This window comes from Streptomyces sp. NPDC111516 (assembly GCF_055635345.1).
Genome location: NZ_JBVKBV010000004.1, coordinates 351,405 through 366,446, shown reverse-complemented (window position 1 = coordinate 366,446; position 15,042 = coordinate 351,405). Strand labels below are relative to the sequence as shown.

The 15,042-nt window shown below is 69.4% G+C and carries 13 protein-coding genes; 4 read left to right on the top strand and 9 right to left on the bottom strand.

Going from position 1 to position 15,042, the window contains the following annotated elements; genetic code table 11:
- Positions 1-41: 41 nt before the first annotated feature.
- The 4 genes from ACZ7L9_RS11965 to ACZ7L9_RS11950 form a co-directional block, all read right to left on the bottom strand.
- Entirely contained in the window at positions 42-1,097 is a 1,056-nt protein-coding gene (locus ACZ7L9_RS11965) for a hypothetical protein (RefSeq protein WP_471414570.1), read from the bottom strand.
- 11 nt (positions 1,098-1,108) lie between these two features.
- On the bottom strand, positions 1,109-2,053 hold the full coding sequence (locus ACZ7L9_RS11960; protein WP_471414568.1) for an N-acetylneuraminate synthase family protein: 945 nt from the start codon (positions 2,051-2,053) through the stop codon (positions 1,109-1,111).
- Between the two features lie 125 nt (positions 2,054-2,178).
- Entirely contained in the window at positions 2,179-3,414 is a 1,236-nt protein-coding gene (locus ACZ7L9_RS11955) for a cytidylyltransferase domain-containing protein (RefSeq protein WP_471414567.1), read from the bottom strand.
- A gap of 20 nt (positions 3,415-3,434) precedes the next feature.
- Positions 3,435-4,784 carry a DUF6716 putative glycosyltransferase gene (locus ACZ7L9_RS11950; RefSeq protein WP_471414565.1) on the bottom strand — a complete coding sequence of 450 codons (1,350 nt, stop codon included), beginning with the start codon at positions 4,782-4,784 and terminating at the stop codon, positions 3,435-3,437.
- Positions 4,785-4,993: 209 nt separating this feature from the next.
- Between ACZ7L9_RS11950 and ACZ7L9_RS11945 the strand changes: the two genes are divergently transcribed.
- From ACZ7L9_RS11945 to ACZ7L9_RS11935, 3 genes are all read left to right on the top strand, one after another.
- Positions 4,994-5,971, top strand: a complete 978-nt coding sequence (locus tag ACZ7L9_RS11945; RefSeq protein ID WP_471414563.1) for a glycosyltransferase family 2 protein — start codon at positions 4,994-4,996, stop codon at positions 5,969-5,971.
- On the top strand, positions 5,971-7,353 hold the full coding sequence (locus ACZ7L9_RS11940; RefSeq protein WP_471414562.1) for a polysialyltransferase family glycosyltransferase: 1,383 nt from the start codon (positions 5,971-5,973) through the stop codon (positions 7,351-7,353). Before ACZ7L9_RS11945 ends, ACZ7L9_RS11940 begins: the two co-directional genes overlap by 1 nt.
- Positions 7,354-7,651: 298 nt before the next feature.
- Positions 7,652-8,725 carry an acyltransferase family protein gene (locus ACZ7L9_RS11935; RefSeq protein WP_471414560.1) on the top strand — a complete coding sequence of 358 codons (1,074 nt, stop codon included), beginning with the start codon at positions 7,652-7,654 and terminating at the stop codon, positions 8,723-8,725.
- A gap of 581 nt (positions 8,726-9,306) precedes the next feature.
- Here ACZ7L9_RS11935 and ACZ7L9_RS11930 read toward each other — a convergent pair.
- From ACZ7L9_RS11930 to ACZ7L9_RS11910, 5 genes are all read right to left on the bottom strand, one after another.
- A complete protein-coding gene (locus tag ACZ7L9_RS11930; RefSeq protein WP_471414559.1) occupies positions 9,307-9,888 on the bottom strand; it encodes a GNAT family N-acetyltransferase in 582 nt (193 codons plus the stop codon).
- A 58-nt stretch (positions 9,889-9,946) separates the two neighbouring features.
- Positions 9,947-10,573: a LysE family translocator gene (locus tag ACZ7L9_RS11925; protein ID WP_471414558.1), complete on the bottom strand. Its 627-nt coding sequence runs from the start codon at positions 10,571-10,573 to the stop codon at positions 9,947-9,949.
- A 217-nt stretch (positions 10,574-10,790) separates the two neighbouring features.
- Positions 10,791-11,456: a leucine efflux protein LeuE gene (leuE, locus tag ACZ7L9_RS11920; RefSeq protein WP_471414557.1), complete on the bottom strand. Its 666-nt coding sequence runs from the start codon at positions 11,454-11,456 to the stop codon at positions 10,791-10,793.
- Between the two features lie 61 nt (positions 11,457-11,517).
- Complete coding sequence (locus ACZ7L9_RS11915) at positions 11,518-12,129, bottom strand: Uma2 family endonuclease (RefSeq protein ID WP_471414556.1); 612 nt, start codon at positions 12,127-12,129, stop codon at positions 11,518-11,520.
- An 88-nt stretch (positions 12,130-12,217) separates the two neighbouring features.
- Positions 12,218-13,798, bottom strand: a complete 1,581-nt coding sequence (locus ACZ7L9_RS11910; protein WP_471414555.1) for an acyl-CoA mutase large subunit family protein — start codon at positions 13,796-13,798, stop codon at positions 12,218-12,220.
- A gap of 242 nt (positions 13,799-14,040) precedes the next feature.
- On the opposite strand from ACZ7L9_RS11910, the gene ACZ7L9_RS11905 reads away from it, so the two are divergent.
- Positions 14,041-14,967 (top strand): L,D-transpeptidase family protein, encoded by a 927-nt coding sequence (locus ACZ7L9_RS11905; protein ID WP_471414554.1) that lies wholly within the window; start codon positions 14,041-14,043, stop codon positions 14,965-14,967.
- Positions 14,968-15,042: the final 75 nt, after the last annotated feature.

The following is a 15,042-nucleotide window of genomic DNA, read 5'->3' as shown; positions in this document are numbered from 1 at the left end:
CGCCCGGTTCGCGATCCGGGCGCCCATTTTGTGAGCTCCTCCTATGCCTCCGTCACCGCAGTCGCCCGCCAGGGCGCCAGCCGTTGTACGTCGCGGGCGGTCTCCGTGACTCCGGACAGGAAGCCCTGGGCGCGGGGCGAGGCCGTCTCGCGGAGCCATTCCGGGGCTATGTCGCAGACCGCGACCTTGACCTCGGTGCCGGCCAGGGCCAGGGGCAGGGTGTGGACGACGGTCGAGGGGAAGCTCAGGACCGTACGGCCGACGGGGCCGCGGCGGGCGATGAGTTCCAGGGGAAGGTCGGGGCGGACGATCTCCAGGCCGGTGGCGGCTTCCAGCGCGTGGAGCTTGTCGGTGGACTCGCGGCGGTGGGCGAAGTAGCGGGTGGCCCCATGGGTGCGGGCGAGGGCCGCGACGGCCTCCAGGTACTGGGCCCGGTCGACCACGCCCGTCTCGACGAGCGACGTACCGACCAGGTCGGTGCCCTTGGTGAGCCGCGGCGGGCCGAAGCGGGCCCGGGTCCAGGCGAAGGTGTTGGGGGTGACGGTGACGCCGGACGGAGCCTCGACCGGCATCGCCGTGAAGACCTCGACCGTGCGGGTGGCGGACGGGGTGAAGCGACTGCGGGCGCGGGCCGTGACCGGGGCAAGGACGAGTTCGCGCGGGCCCGAGCCGCCCTTGCGGTGCCAGCGCACCAGGCGTTCACCGCGCGCCAGCTGGGCGACGAACTCCATGGTGGCCGTGCCGTCGTCGACCACGGTGAGGCGGCGGGCGCGGACCATGGTGAGCAGCAGCTGGACGTAGCGGGAGAACGGGTCGCCGATCACGATGCGCTCCGCCCTGCGCAGCAGGGCGGCCAGGGAACGCAGGGTCTTCAGGGGCGCGCCCGCGCCGCCGCGCGCCTCCTGCCAGCGGACGTTGACGCCCTCGTCGCGGGCCAGCTCCGCCATCCGGCGCAGCTGGCCGCGCGACATCGGGTCGACCGGGGGGAGGACGACGACCGTGATGTCGGTGAAGACATGGTCGTCGCCTCCCTCTGTGTAGGCCCACTCCAGGACGTTCAGGAGCTGGACCGGGCTCTCGACGAAGGCGAGGTTCACCGGTCGGCCCGTCAGACCGCGACCGGCTCGGCGGCCGGGGCCGCCTCGGCGTTCTCGGCGTTCTCGGCGACGACGCCCGCGACCCGGCGGAGCTTCTTCATCGGGCCGAGCTCGGACTCGTACACCTTCTTGACGCCGTCGCCGAGCGAGGCCTCGATGGTGCGGATGTCGCGGACGAGGCGGGTCAGGCCCTGCGGCTCGACGGAGGCGGCCTGGTCGGAGCCCCACATGGCGCGGTCGAGGGTGATGTGACGCTCGACGAACGCGGCGCCGAGGGCGACGGCGGCGAGGGTCGTCTGGAGGCCGGTCTCGTGGCCGCTGTAGCCGATCGGGACGTTGGGGTACTCCTGCTGGAGGGTGTTGATGACCCGCAGGTTCAGCTCCTCGGCCTTGGCCGGGTACGTCGAAGTGGCGTGGCAGAGCAGGATGTTGTCCGATCCCAGGACCTCCACCGCGTGGCGGATCTGGCGCGGGGTCGACATGCCGGTGGAGAGGATGACCGTGCGGCCGGTTGCGCGCAGCGCCCGCAGGAGTTCGTCGTCGGTGAGGGAGGCCGAGGCCACCTTGTGCGCGGGGACGTCGAACTTCTCCAGGAAGGCGACGGCCTCGGTGTCCCACGGGGAGGCGAACCAGTCGATGCCGCGCTCGGCGCAGTGCTCGGAAATGGCCCGGTACTCGGCCTCGCCGAACTCGACGCGGTGGCGGTAGTCGATGTACGTCATCCGGCCCCAGGGGGTGTCGCGCTCGATGTCCCACTGGTCGCGCGGGGTGCAGATCTCCGGGGTGCGCTTCTGGAACTTGACGGCGTCGCAGCCGGCTTCGGCCGCCACGTCGATCAGGGCGAGGGCCTTGTCGAGGTCACCGTTGTGGTTGATGCCGATCTCGCCGGTGACGTAGACGGGGTGGCCGGGGCCGGCGGTGCGGGTGCCGAGGGTGCGCAGACGGGAGGTGCTCATGTGTTCTGTTCCTTACTCGGGGATGTACGGGATGTACGGGGCGTACAGGACTTACGGGATTTGGGGGACTTGAGGGATTCGGCTGGCGCTTTGGGGACTTGAGGTCGGGGCTTGGGGGTCCCGGATCACTCGGGGGACTGGGTGGGAGTCGTGGTCGTGAGGGTGGGTCCGAGCAGCCAGGCCGCGATCTCGCGGATGGCGCCGAAGCCGCCGGGGGTGGTCGTGACGGCGCGGGCGGCGGCCCGTACCGAGTCATGGGCGCTCGCGACCGCGACCGGCCAGCCGGCGAGTGCGAAGCAGGGCAGGTCGTTGACGTCGTTGCCCACGTAGAGGACGCGTTCGGGAGCGATGGACTGTTCGTCGCACCACTGCTTGAGCGCCAGGTCCTTGCGGTCGATGCCGTGCAGGACCGGGATGCGGAGCTTGTGGGCGCGGGCCGCGACGACGGGGTTCTGTTCCGTGGAAAGGATCAGCAGCGGCATTCCCGCCTTGCGCAGGGCGGCGATGCCCAGGCCGTCGCCGCGGTGGACGGCGACGATCTCGCGTCCGTCGGCGTCGATCAGGACCCGGTCGTCGGTCTGCGTGCCGTCGAAGTCGAGGACGACCGCGTCGACGTCGTCGAGGGTGGGCAGCGGGGAGGGGTCCAGGAGCGGGGCGAGGGCGCGGGCACGGGCCAGGTCGTGCGGGTCGTCGATCTCCAGGACCCGGGCGGCGTCGGTGCGCACCAGGGCGGTGTGGCCGAAGAAGCGGTGTCGGTGGGTGCGGAAGCCGGCCGCGTTCATGGCGTACGCGGTGCCGGTCTCCAGCAGGTCCTCGGGCCGGTCCTGGCGCATCTGCCGGACGGACTTGTCGTGGTTGACGCCGTGGTTGCCCTCCGCCGGCGCACTGCCTTCCCGCCAGAGGAAGCCGTGGAAGGGGGCGACCGTGACCGCCGTGTCGGCGCCGTCGCGGGCGACCGCAGCGGCGACGCCGTCGATGTCCTCCCGTATGACGAAGGGGCTGGTGCACTGGACCAGCAGCACCACGTCGGCCGTCCGGTCGTGCATCGCCTCGTACGCGTCCAGGGCGTGCAGCACCGCGTCCTCGCTGCTCGCCTTGTCCCCCGCTATGGCCTGGGGGCGCTGGACGATGTGCACCCGCTCCGTAGCACCCAGCGTGTCGCCCGCGGCGCGGGCGGCGTCGGCGATGGCCGCGTCGTCGGTGGTCACGACTACGTCCGTGACCTCACGGGAAGCCAGGCAGGCGCGTACGGCGCGGGCGACCAGCGGTACGCCGCCGACCTGGGCGAGGTTCTTGGCGGGGACGCCCTTGGATCCGCCGCGGGCGGGGATCACGGCGAGCACGGTCGGGGTCGGGGTCATCTCTGCTCCTGAAGTGGTGTTCACAGCTCGCCCATCCGTCGGATCACCGGGGCGACCCGCTGGACGCCCTGCCGGTACGCGCCCCGCGCCGCCTCCCGGACCGCGTCGCGCACCGCGCCCCGCACCCCGCCGGTCTCGCGCGGCCGGCCGGTGCCCGGCAGCGGGTGGCCGTCGGGGGCCAGGTGGTGGCGGGCGAGGATGCCGGGCAGGTAGCCGGGGGCGGTGGCAGGTGTGTAGTACGGGGCTATGTCGGGCAGACGTGTGGCGCCGAGCAGGGTGTCGACGCGGGCGCGGGCGTGGTCGTAGGCCGTGGCGTAGGTGCCGTCGGCTGCCACGCCCTGGCCGGCCAGCCATTGCCCATCGGGCTCCGGGCGGAAGCCGCCGTCCAGGTGGTCCCAGGAGGTGAGCAGGCCGGAGCCGATGAAGTGGTGGTTGCCGAGGGTCTCGCGGACGCCGAGGTCGGTGAGGACCGCGGTCGGAACGCGCCGGTGCAGGGACTCCAGCGCGGCGGTCGAGGAGACCGTGACCAGCAGGTCGGTGCGGTCCAGGACCTCGCCCATGTGCCCGTACACCAGGCGGAAGTTGGGCGGCAGTCCGCCGGGCAGCTTCTCCGCGAGCCGCTGGTACGGGAGTTCCTCGATGTGTGTGGTGTGTTCACCGGGCTTGGAGCGCAGCTTCAGCAGCACCTCGCGGTCCGGGTGCAGCCTGGCGTGCTCGACGAGCCTGCGCAGCAGGTACGTACGGTCGGCGCGGGAGGCCGGTACGGAGGGCTGAGCGGCGAAGACGACCGTGTCGCGGCCCTCCTGCGGGCGGTGCGGCTCGCCGCCGAGGAACGGCAGGGCGGCCTCCGTGACGGCCGAGGCGTCGGCGCCCACTCCCTCGTACACGGCGCGGAAACGCTCCGCGTCGTGGCGGGAGTTGGCGAGGACGATGTCCGCGCCGTGCCGCAGCAGCAGTCCGTCGGCGAGCTTCTCGTAGACGACGCCGACGTAGCCGGTGACGACGACGGGCCTGGCCGGCAGCCGCAGCGCGGCCAGGCCGTGCAGCATCGCCTGGACGGCTCCCCCGACGAGGGCGAGGACGATGACGTCGTACCCCTCGTCCCGCACGGTGTGCAGGAATTCGACGGCCGTGACCTCGCGCACCCGGTCGGCGTCGATACCGACGTCGCCGACCTCGGCGAGCTGGCGCGGGGTCGGGGTGGCCCGGCCGCGCAGCAGGAGTCCGCTGATCTCGACGCGCTGTGCCGAACCCTCGGAAGCACCGGTGGTGAGGCGGCGCGCGGTGAGCGCGCCCCATTTCCACCGGGTGTCGGAGTCGGCGAGTACGGCTACCCGGAGGGCGGTCGTTTTGCTGGTACGTGGGGGCACGTCTCAGAACTTAGGAAGGCATTTCGATTCGCGGCCCAACGTGACGGCAACAGATGGTTAACAGCCTGCCGACGGGCGGCAAATCAGCCTCACAAATGCCCACCAATGGGCAGGGAATCGATTCGGTTCATCATTCCGACATTCTTCGTTCACCTGCTGTCCTTTCCGGGGCCAAGGCAAATGCCGCGCCCCGGCCTAGCGTGTGACTCGTGGTTAAGCTCTCCGTCATCGTGCCGTTCTACAACGTGCAGACATATGCTCCCGACACCCTGAGAAGCCTGCGGGCAAACGCCCGCGAGGACTTCGAATTCATCCTCGTCGACGACTGTTCGACCGACGGGACACCGGAGATCCTCGAGCGCGCCGAGCGCGAGCTTCCCGGTGCCGTCCTGGTCAGACACGAGAAGAACGGAGGCCTGGCCACCGCACGCAACAGCGGTATCGACGCGGCACGCGGCGAGTACCTCACCTTCCTCGACGGCGACGACTGGGCAGCTCCCGGCTACTACGACCGGCTGCTCGCCGCCATCACGGATCTGGGCTGCGATTTCGTACGCACGGACCATGTGCAGTTCACGGACCGGGCGCGCACCATCCACCGGGTCCCGCACGGCCTGCGCGGCACCGTCATGCGGCCGCGCGACGTGATTCTGCCGTCCGACAAGTCGACGCCCGTGGACTACGCGTACGCCTGGGCCGGCGCCTATCACCGCAGGCTCGCGGATTCAGGGCTGCTCCGCTTCCGGGACGGGTTGCGCACGGCCGAGGACCGGCCCTGGATCTGGCGCCTGCACCGCGAGGCCGACTCCTTCGCGGCTATCGGCCTGCTGGGGGTCTTCTACCGGCGCGGCGTGGCGTCCTCGCTCACCCAGATCGGCGATGTGCGGCAACTCGACTTCATCCGGGCCTTCGATCAGGTACTCGAGGAAACGGCACAGGACCCGGAGGCAGAACGTCTGCTCCCGAAGGCAGTACGGACCTATTGCGCTGTCATGGCACATCACCTGGAATCCATCGAAAGGTTCGAACCAGCAGTGGCACGGAAATTGCGCTCCATGAGCGCGGCGTCCTTGCGGCGTATGCCCCAGGAGATTCTCACCGATACGCTGAATTCACTGGGTGACCGCCGTGCGGCCCAGTTGCGCCGCGTACGCCGTCGCTCCGTGTCCCGGGAGGTCGCGGCCTGATGGCTGGCACGTACACCGCGCCGGCCGGCCGGTTCACCACTCAGATCTTCTCCGCGTGCACGCAGTACGCCGCCGCCACGGTCGTCGCGGCTTTGCGCGCGGGCCGGTTCGGTCCGCGGTCCGAGCACCGGCGCATTCTTGTCGTGAGCGACACCTCCCCCTCTCCCGAGTTGGGCACACCGCTCCATCGCAGGCCCGGATTCGAGGAACTGGAGTCCGAATTCGACGCGGTGCATTCCTGGAACGAGTTCATCCAGCCGTTCCACCCCGCAGGCTGGTCCCCCCGGGACCAGGATGCCTCGCTGTGGGAACGGGCCGTGCGCAAGGCCTGGAACCTCGGGGACGAACCGGTCGAGATCGCCTGCGAGTCCATCCAGGCCAACCCGTCCCACGCTCTCGCGGTGATCTTCGGCGAGAGCCCGGTGCACATCTACGCCGACGGTCTGATGAGCTACGGTCCGACCCGTAGCAAGATCGACCCGTTGATCGGCACCCGCATCCGCAGGCTGCTCCACCTGGACCTGGTGCCGGGCCTGCGGCCGCTGCTGCTCACCGAGTTCGGCGTCGAGTCCGAGGTCGTACCGACCGAAGTCTTCCTGAAGGTGCTGGACGAGCTCGCCGGATCGACGGACGCCCGCGATCCTTCCGACCCCGCGCCGGCCCTGCTGCTCGGCCAGTACCTTTCCACGCTCGGCATCCTCACTCCTCAGCAGGAGGAGGAACTCCACGCGCGGATGCTGCGCGGCGCCGTCGCGCTCGGCCACACGCGGGTCGTCTTCAAGCCGCATCCCAGCGCACCGGCCCACTGGGCACAGCTGCTGGAGCAGGAGGCCGAGCGGCTCGGTGCCGATCTCACCGTTCTCGACAGCCCCGTGCTCGCCGAGACGCTCTTCCGGAACATGCGGCCGGCCCTGGTCATCGGCTGCTTCTCCACCGCGCTGTTCACCGCCGCCACGTTCTACGGGCTCCCGGTCGCCCGCGTCGGCACGGACACCCTGCTGGGGCAGCTCACCCCCTACCAGAACAGCAACCGCATCCCGCTGACCGTCGTCGATGCGCTGCTGCCCGATCTGGAGGACGCGTCCGCCGTCACCGGCTGGTCGCTGCCCTCCGCCGATCAGGTCCGGGGTGAACCGACCGACCTGGTCAGCGCTGTCGGCTACGCCATGCAGCCGCAGATCCAGGCCGGACTGCGCCCCGACGCCGAGCGCTACCTCAGCCGGCACCACAGCAATATCTGGCGCTATTTCAAACGGCGCCGGCTGACCGCACTGGGGCTGCCCGGCGCCGTCCCCGCACAACTCGCCTTCATCCCGCGCAATGCGACGGTTCGCCGGATCGCCCGCAAGGCCCGCACCTTGAAGCGAGCAGCGGCGAGCTGATCCGTGCTCGCCCCCTTGAAGCGAGCGGCGAGCTGATCCGCGCGCTTCCGCACCTCCATGACGGCAAGGGCCCTGGCTGCTTCCGGTTACGGCGGAAATTCCGGCCGGATACGCGAGCGGCCCGGTGCCCGCCGGTTCCAGCGAACCCACAAGTCCCGGCCGGTTCCGGGAAAGGAGCGTCCCCGTGGCCGAAGCGCCCACAACACCCGCGCCCCCAGCGGCTGCCGTCATACCTGCCCCTTCCGCTGCTCCCTTCCCGGCCCCGCGGAGCCCGCGCTCCGGCAGGAGCGGAAGCCGTATGCGGGCCCTGGACGGACTGCGCATCATGGCCGCGCTCATGGTCTGCGCGTACCACTACGCGGGGAAGGGAGGGCCGGTCGCGCAATCCTGGGGACAGTCACCGGCCCATATCTTCCCGACACTTTCCCAGGCAGCGGTCTACGGCTGCCTCGGAGTGCAGTTCTTCTTCATCATCAGCGGATTCGTCATCTGCATGAGCAGCTGGGGGCGATCGGCGGGCGACTTCTTCCGGTCCAGGGTCGCGCGCCTCTATCCGGCGTACTGGGTGGCGATCGTCCTCGTCACGGCGGCCGCATGTGTACTGCCGGTCGTGGTCAAGCCATTGCGCTCGGACGAACTGCTGCTCAACCTGACGATGCTGCAACAACCCATGGGCGCACACCGGGTGCTGGGCGTGTGCTGGACGCTCTGGGTGGAGCTGCGCTTCTACGTACTGTTCGCGCTCTTCGTGGTCTGGCGCGGCGTCACCTACCGCAGGGTGGTGGTCTTCTGCTGCCTGTGGACGTTCGCGGGCGTCCTCGCGCGGGTCGCACAGACCCCCCTGGCCGACGAGCTGGTCATGCGTGACCACGCACCGTACTTCATCGGCGGCCTGGCCCTGTACCTGATCCACCGGTACGGCAGCGACCTGCTGTTGTGGGGAATAGTCGTGATGAGCTTTCTCCTCGGCCAGCGCTACTCCGTCACGGCGCTCTGGCACCCGGGCATGGACGGCGACTTCCACCGCTCCCCGTACGTGATCCAACTGATCGTCGCCGCCGCCTTCCTCTCGGTCGCAGCGGTGGCGCTGGGGTGGCTGCGCTGGGCGAACTGGCGCTGGCTCACGGTCGCCGGCGCCCTGACCTATCCGTTCTATCTGGTGCACGAGCATCTCGGCTGGTTCTCCATCCGAATCCTGCACCGCGCCTGGGGTCTGCCACCGGTCCCGACGCTGATCATCACGGTCGGCTCGCTGCTGGTGCTGGCCTGGCTGATTCACCGGTACGCCGAGAAGCCGGTCGGCCCGCGCCTGAAGCGTGCCATGACCGCCCAGAGCGCCCGGCTGCACGCGGCGTTGCGTGCGGGCGCGTGAGCGGGGGGGCACGACGGGGCCAGGGCATGGCCTGAGTAGCCGAAGCAAGTTCGACCGGAAGGAGATTTGCAGGGCGCCGCAGAGAACGGGCCGTCCAGCGTTTCGTATCGGCGTGCCGGCCTCTGCGGAGTCAGGCGCCCGACGCCGGTACTTGACATTGCCGACCGGCCCCGTAGCCATCTGCTCACGACTTCCGGCGCCGCGGTACGCCGCAGAAGCACATCAACTGCGGGCTGTCCGGCAGATACCCACCCAAGGCAGTGGCCCACCGCCGTGCGCAGGCCGGGAACGGCGACCGGCCGCAACAACGCGGGGACGGACCGGGCCATCCATAACGGTGGAGGCCTGAGCAAGAGGGTCCCTCGTCGGTCGGGCAGCTTCGCCGGACCAAGGTTCTCCGGGGGACGCCGAGGCGAATCAACCGGACCACGTGTTGCAACGCCCCCCGGAATCCGCCTGCACCCGGCGAGGCTTCCAGTTTGTTGTCGCTATACGACGCAGCGCTTGCTTACTAAAGGCTTGTCCCGTAATGATCTCCGACGTGTCCGGAGCGTGGTCTGCTGCCGGGGCCGAACGCCTGGTCAGGCTTCGTGGACTCGGGCGTGCAGATGCATGTCGTGCCAGCCATCGGCGTGGAGCAGTGCTTGACGCCGTACGCCTTCCAGGGCAAAGCCTGTCTTTTCGGCGATGCGGCAGGATGCGATGTTGGCCGGCGAGTGGCCGAGTTCGAGTCGGTTGAAGCCGGCCTCTTCCAGTGCCCAGCGTGACACCCGGGCCACTGCGCGGGAGCAGACGCCCTTGCCTCGGGACTCAGGAGCGGTCCAGTAGGAGATCTCGGCTTGGCCTCCGACCAGGATGATGGACTGGAGGGAGACCCGTCCGAGGACCCTGTCGCCGCTGGCATCGGCCACGGCCCAATGGCAGGCGGACTCGCTCTCCCAGCCACGTCGCCACTGTTGGATCCACTCTTGAGCTTCGTCTTCGGAGCCTGCCTTGCGCAGGTGCCAGAGCTGGATCGCCCGGTCCTGGAACACTCGCGCGACGGCGGCTGCGTCCGAAGGCACCCACGGCCGCAGCAGCAAGTCGTCGTCGATCGACAGCGTCGGCTGAGGAGAGGCGTTGAGGCTGCCAGGGGACAGGACAGGAGTGACCAGAGAAGGCATGGCCAACATCATGGCAAGCCCGCCTCTGGGGCCGCGAGCAATCGCAGGAGGTGCGGGCTCAGTTCGCCGTTGCCGTTCGAACCCCCAGGGCTACCAGCACTGCTCCCGCCAGACGACTCGTCCCACGTCGGAATCGAGGCGTGTCGATCGCCGCGTGCGCAGAGGCGACCACAAACGTCCAGATCAACAGCCACACCAGCACCATGGCCACATGGACAATCGCAAGCGTCGCGATCTGTGGCGCGATGGGGCGGCTCGACGTGAGGAACTGCGGTACCAGGGTGAGATAGACCGACGCGGCCTTCGGGTTGAGGACGTTGGAACACAGCCCCTGGCCAAAGCCTCCGACCCGAGCCCATGGCAAGCGCCATCGCCTCCGTGTCGTTGGTTCGACGCCTCGGCGCGTCGACCGCCACGTCGTCACGCCCAACCAGATGAGATAGATGCCGCCCAGGAGCTTCACCACCGCCAACGCCTGAGCCGACGACATGACGAGGGCCGACAAGCCAATCGCGGCGAACGTTGCGTGCACCAAGAGCCCGCACGCTGAGCCAAACGCGGCACGCACACCGTCAAACCGCGATCCCGCGATCACCTGTTGCGTAACCAGCGTGAAGCTCGTGCCGGGAATCAATGTGAGGGGTGTGACTGCGGCCACGAAGCCGAGTACCTGATGCCACTGCACGCAACGAGCCTATGCAACGAGCGTGCTCCAAGTCACCGATTCCCCCGCCTTACTCGGAGCAGGCCGGACCCTGCCCCACATCGACTCGGAGATCATTTACGGGAGCGCCAACGGGAATTCGTTTCAGGCGTCCTTCGAAGCGGCCGCCACCGTGCCGACCGCCTTCACCGAGCGCACCCCGATGCCCTGCCTCCGGCCCCGCTCGGCCTCGCCGCAGTCACACGCTGCTGAGCGAGAGCTTCGCCGCGAACCCCAGGAACAGCAGACCGGCCGCCGAGGTGGCCCCCGCGGACAGCCGCTTGCGGCGGCTGAACGCGGCGGACAGCCGGGTGCCGCCGAATATCAGCACCGACAGATAAAGGAAGCTGGCGATCTGCAGCAGGGTACCCAGCACCAGGAACGAGAGCGCCGGGTAGGCGTAGCCGGGGTCGACGAACTGCACGAAGAACGAGATCAGGAACAGGATCGCCTTCGGATTGAAGAGGCTGACCACCAGCGCCCGCCGGTATGGCCGCTCCATCGCGGCGGCAGCCTCGGGACCGGCGCTCTCCTCGGTCAGCTCGGCCACCCGCCGGTGCCGCTCGCGCCACATGGCCACCGCGGCCCGCAGCATGCCGATCGCCAGCCAGGTCAGATAGCCCGCACCCGCGAACTTGACGACGGCGAAGAGCACCGGAGTCGTCCGCAGCAGGGACGAGGCCCCCAGCGCGGACAGCGTCATCAGCACGGTGTCCCCGGTCCACACCCCGGCCGCGGCCACATAGCCGGTCCGCACACCACGCCGGGCGGCGACGGACAGCACGTACAGCGAATTCGGTCCCGGCAGAAGAACGATCAGCACCAGGCCGGCGAGATAGGTCGGAAGATCGGTGACACCCAGCATGAACCGGAGTGTCGCACGTGGGTACGACACTCCGTTCCGGGGGTTCGGAAAAGGCTCGGGGTCAGTCCTCGTCGCCGTCCAGGAGGCGGTCCACGGAGAGCTTCATCTCGACGCCGACCACGTCCGGCACGGTGAACGAGGTTCCGCGCTTGTGGGGCACCTTGTTCTTGTACTCGCCGCTCCGTGGGTCGCTGCAGAGCAGCACCTGGTCATGCTTGCGATCGACCACGAGGTAGACCGGAATGCCCGCCTGGGCGTAGTCCTCGACCTTGGGGCCGAGATCGTCGGACCAGTTGGTCGAGGTCACCTCCACCACCATGCGGAAGGCGTGGGCGGCGTAGCAGTTCTTCATCGCATGGGCGTCCCGAAAGTCTGCCTCGACGACCGACAGATCGGGAATCGCGTAGTCGTCCGGGCCGGTGGGCAGCCACAGGCCGACCGCCTGGACGAGCCTGAGCCCCACCGCGCGCGCCCTGGCACCGAATTCCTCGCTGAGCCAGGACAGCGCCAGCGCATGCGTTCCGTCCGCCAGTGGTGTCGCAGTGAGCCTCCCCTGGAGAATCTCCACTCGATGCCCGGGCAGCGCGCGTGCGAGCTGCTCGGCTGCCTCGCGGAGCGTCAACTCGGGCTGTTCCTGCTCCTGCACCTGCTCCTCGTGCTGTACGACAGCCACGGCATCCTCCTCCGGGGACCACTGTTCACGAGCTCATCCGTGGCCACGGACATTCGGCGAGAGATCACCCTTACGGGTACACATCGCCTCAGAACGCGTCCGACGGCACGTACGCCCCCCACACCTCGCGCAGCGCACCGCAGACCTCGCCCACCGTCGCCCGTGCCCTGAGAGCGTCCTTCATCGGGTACAGGACGTTGTCCGTGCCCTCGGCCGCCTTCTTCAGCCGGCCCAGCGCCTCGTCGACCGCGCCCTGGTCACGCTCGGCCCGCAGCTTCGCCAGCCGCGCCGCCTGCTGGGCCTCGATCGCCGGGTCGACGCGCAGGGGCTCGTACGGCTCCTCCTCGTCGAGCTGGAAACGGTTGACGCCGACCACCACACGCTCCGCGCTGTCGGTCTCCAGGGCGATGCGGTACGCGCTGCGCTCGATCTCGTTCTTCTGGAAGCCGCGCTCGATCGCGCTGACCGCCCCGCCCATGTCCTCGACCTTGAGCATCAGGGCGGCAGCCGCAGCTTCGACGGCATCGGTCATCGACTCAACAACGTACGAACCGGCGAACGGGTCGACGGTCGCGGTGACGTCCGTCTCGTACGCCAGGACCTGCTGGGTGCGCAGGGCGAGGCGAGCGGACTTGTCGGTCGGGAGGGCGATCGCCTCGTCGAAGGAGTTGGTGTGCAGCGACTGCGTACCACCGAGGACCGCGGCCAGGCCCTGGACGGCCACGCGCACCAGGTTGACCTCGGGCTGCTGGGCGGTGAGCTGGACGCCCGCGGTCTGGGTGTGGAAGCGCAGCATCATCGACTTGGGGTTCTTCGCGCCGAACTCCTCCTTCATCACTCGCGCCCAGATCCGGCGCGCGGCACGGAACTTGGCCACCTCTTCGAGGAGCGTCGTACGGGCGACGAAGAAGAACGAGAGCCGCGGGGCGAAGTCGTCGACGTCCATGCCGGCCGCGACGGCGGTACGGACGTACTCGATGCCGTCAGCGAGGGTGAACGCGATCTCCTGCGCGGGCGAGGCACCGGCCTCCGCCATGTGGTAGCCGGAGATCGAGATGGTGTTCCACCTCGGGATCTCGGCCTTGCAGTACTTGAAGATGTCGGCGATCAGCCGGAGCGAGGGCTTGGGCGGAAAGATGTACGTGCCGCGCGCGATGTACTCCTTGAGCACATCGTTCTGGATGGTGCCGGTCAGCTTGTCCGCCGGGACGCCCTGCTCCTCGCCGACCAACTGGTAGAGGAGGAGGAGAAGGGCGGCGGGCGCGTTGATCGTCATGGATGTGGAGACCTTGTCCAGCGGAATCCTGTCGAACAGGACCCGCATGTCGTCGATCGAGTCGATCGCGACCCCGACCTTGCCGACCTCGCCGGACGCGATCGCCGCGTCGGAGTCGTGGCCCATCTGGGTGGGCAGGTCAAAAGCGACGGAGAGGCCCATGGTGCCGTGGGCGATGAGTTGCCTGTAGCGGGCGTTGGATTCCGTGGCCGTACCGAAACCCGCGTACTGGCGCATCGTCCACGGCCGGCCGGTGTACATCGTCGGGTAGACACCGCGCGTGAAGGGGTAGGCGCCCGGCTCTCCCAGCTTGTCGTCGGGGTTCCATCCGTCGAGTGCGTCCGGCCCGTACACCGGCTCGATGGGCTGTCCCGACTCCGACTCGCGCGTCATCTGCTGTGCCTCCCGCTGAAGCTGCCCAGTGAATCTACTTACTGGTAACCAAGGATTTCCGCGACGGACTGTAGCGGCGGGCACCGGGACCGGTGGAGAGTCACCGGCCGGGACCTTGCTCACAGCCCTTCCGGACGGCCCGCGCCGCCGCTCCCCCCATCATGCGCGGGCTTTGGCAACCGGGCAGAGCGGGAATCCGTCCAATGGGACACCGGAGAAACCCGGAGAAGCAGGGGGCCGAGATGATACGCAGCATCAGCGGAAGTACGTCACGGGGCAAGGTGCGGGGCGGGGCGCGAGGCCGGGCGGGGCACGCGGTCACGGCGGCACTCGCCGTTCTCGCCGTGACCGCCATGACCGCCGCGACCGCCGGCTGCAAGGCGCAGCCCGCCGCCGACGCACCGTCGGCACCACCCCGGGCCGCGGCGACCGACGACGCCAAGCCCGCCGCCGGCCGTTCGCCCACGCCGGACGCGTCGTCACCGTCACCGTCCTCGAAGCCCCCCGCGACGCCCACGCCGAAGCCGGACCCGCAGGGCACGACCCTGATGGCGAGCGGCTCCCAGGGCAAGCAGGTACGGGAGCTGCAGGCCCGGCTGCGACAGATCGGCCACTTCGACCACTCCCCCACCGGCTACTACGGCACTCTCACGGCAGCCGCCGTCCGGTCCTTCCAGGGCAAGCGTGGCCTCTCCACCACGGGCAGGACGGACACCGTCACCTGGCAGAAGCTGCTCGGCATGACGCACGAGCCGACGGCCGCCGAGCTGAACCCGCCGACCACCGTGCCCGTCGCCAAGCCGGACAAACGCTGCATGACGGGCCGGGTGCTCTGCATCAGCAAGAACAGCCGGACGCTGTCATGGATGATCGACGGCCGCGTCGTCTCGTCGATGGACGTCCGCTTCGGCTCCCAGTACACGCCGACCCGCGAGGGCACCTTCTCCGTCTACTGGAAGTCACGGCACCACGTGTCGACGATCTATCACACGGCCATGCCGTACGCGATGTTCTTCAGCGGCGGCCAGGCCGTGCACTACTCGGCGGACTTCGCGGCCCGCGGCTACCACGGCGCCTCGCACGGCTGCGTCAACGTCCGGGACGAGGGAAAGATCGCCTCGCTCTTCGCCCAGGTGAGGACGGGCGACAAGGTCGTCGTCTACGGGTAGGGCGGGCCCGGCCGGAGGGAAAAGGGGCGCGGACGGGACCGGGGGAACGTGTCCCGCCCGCGCCATTGCGCTGAG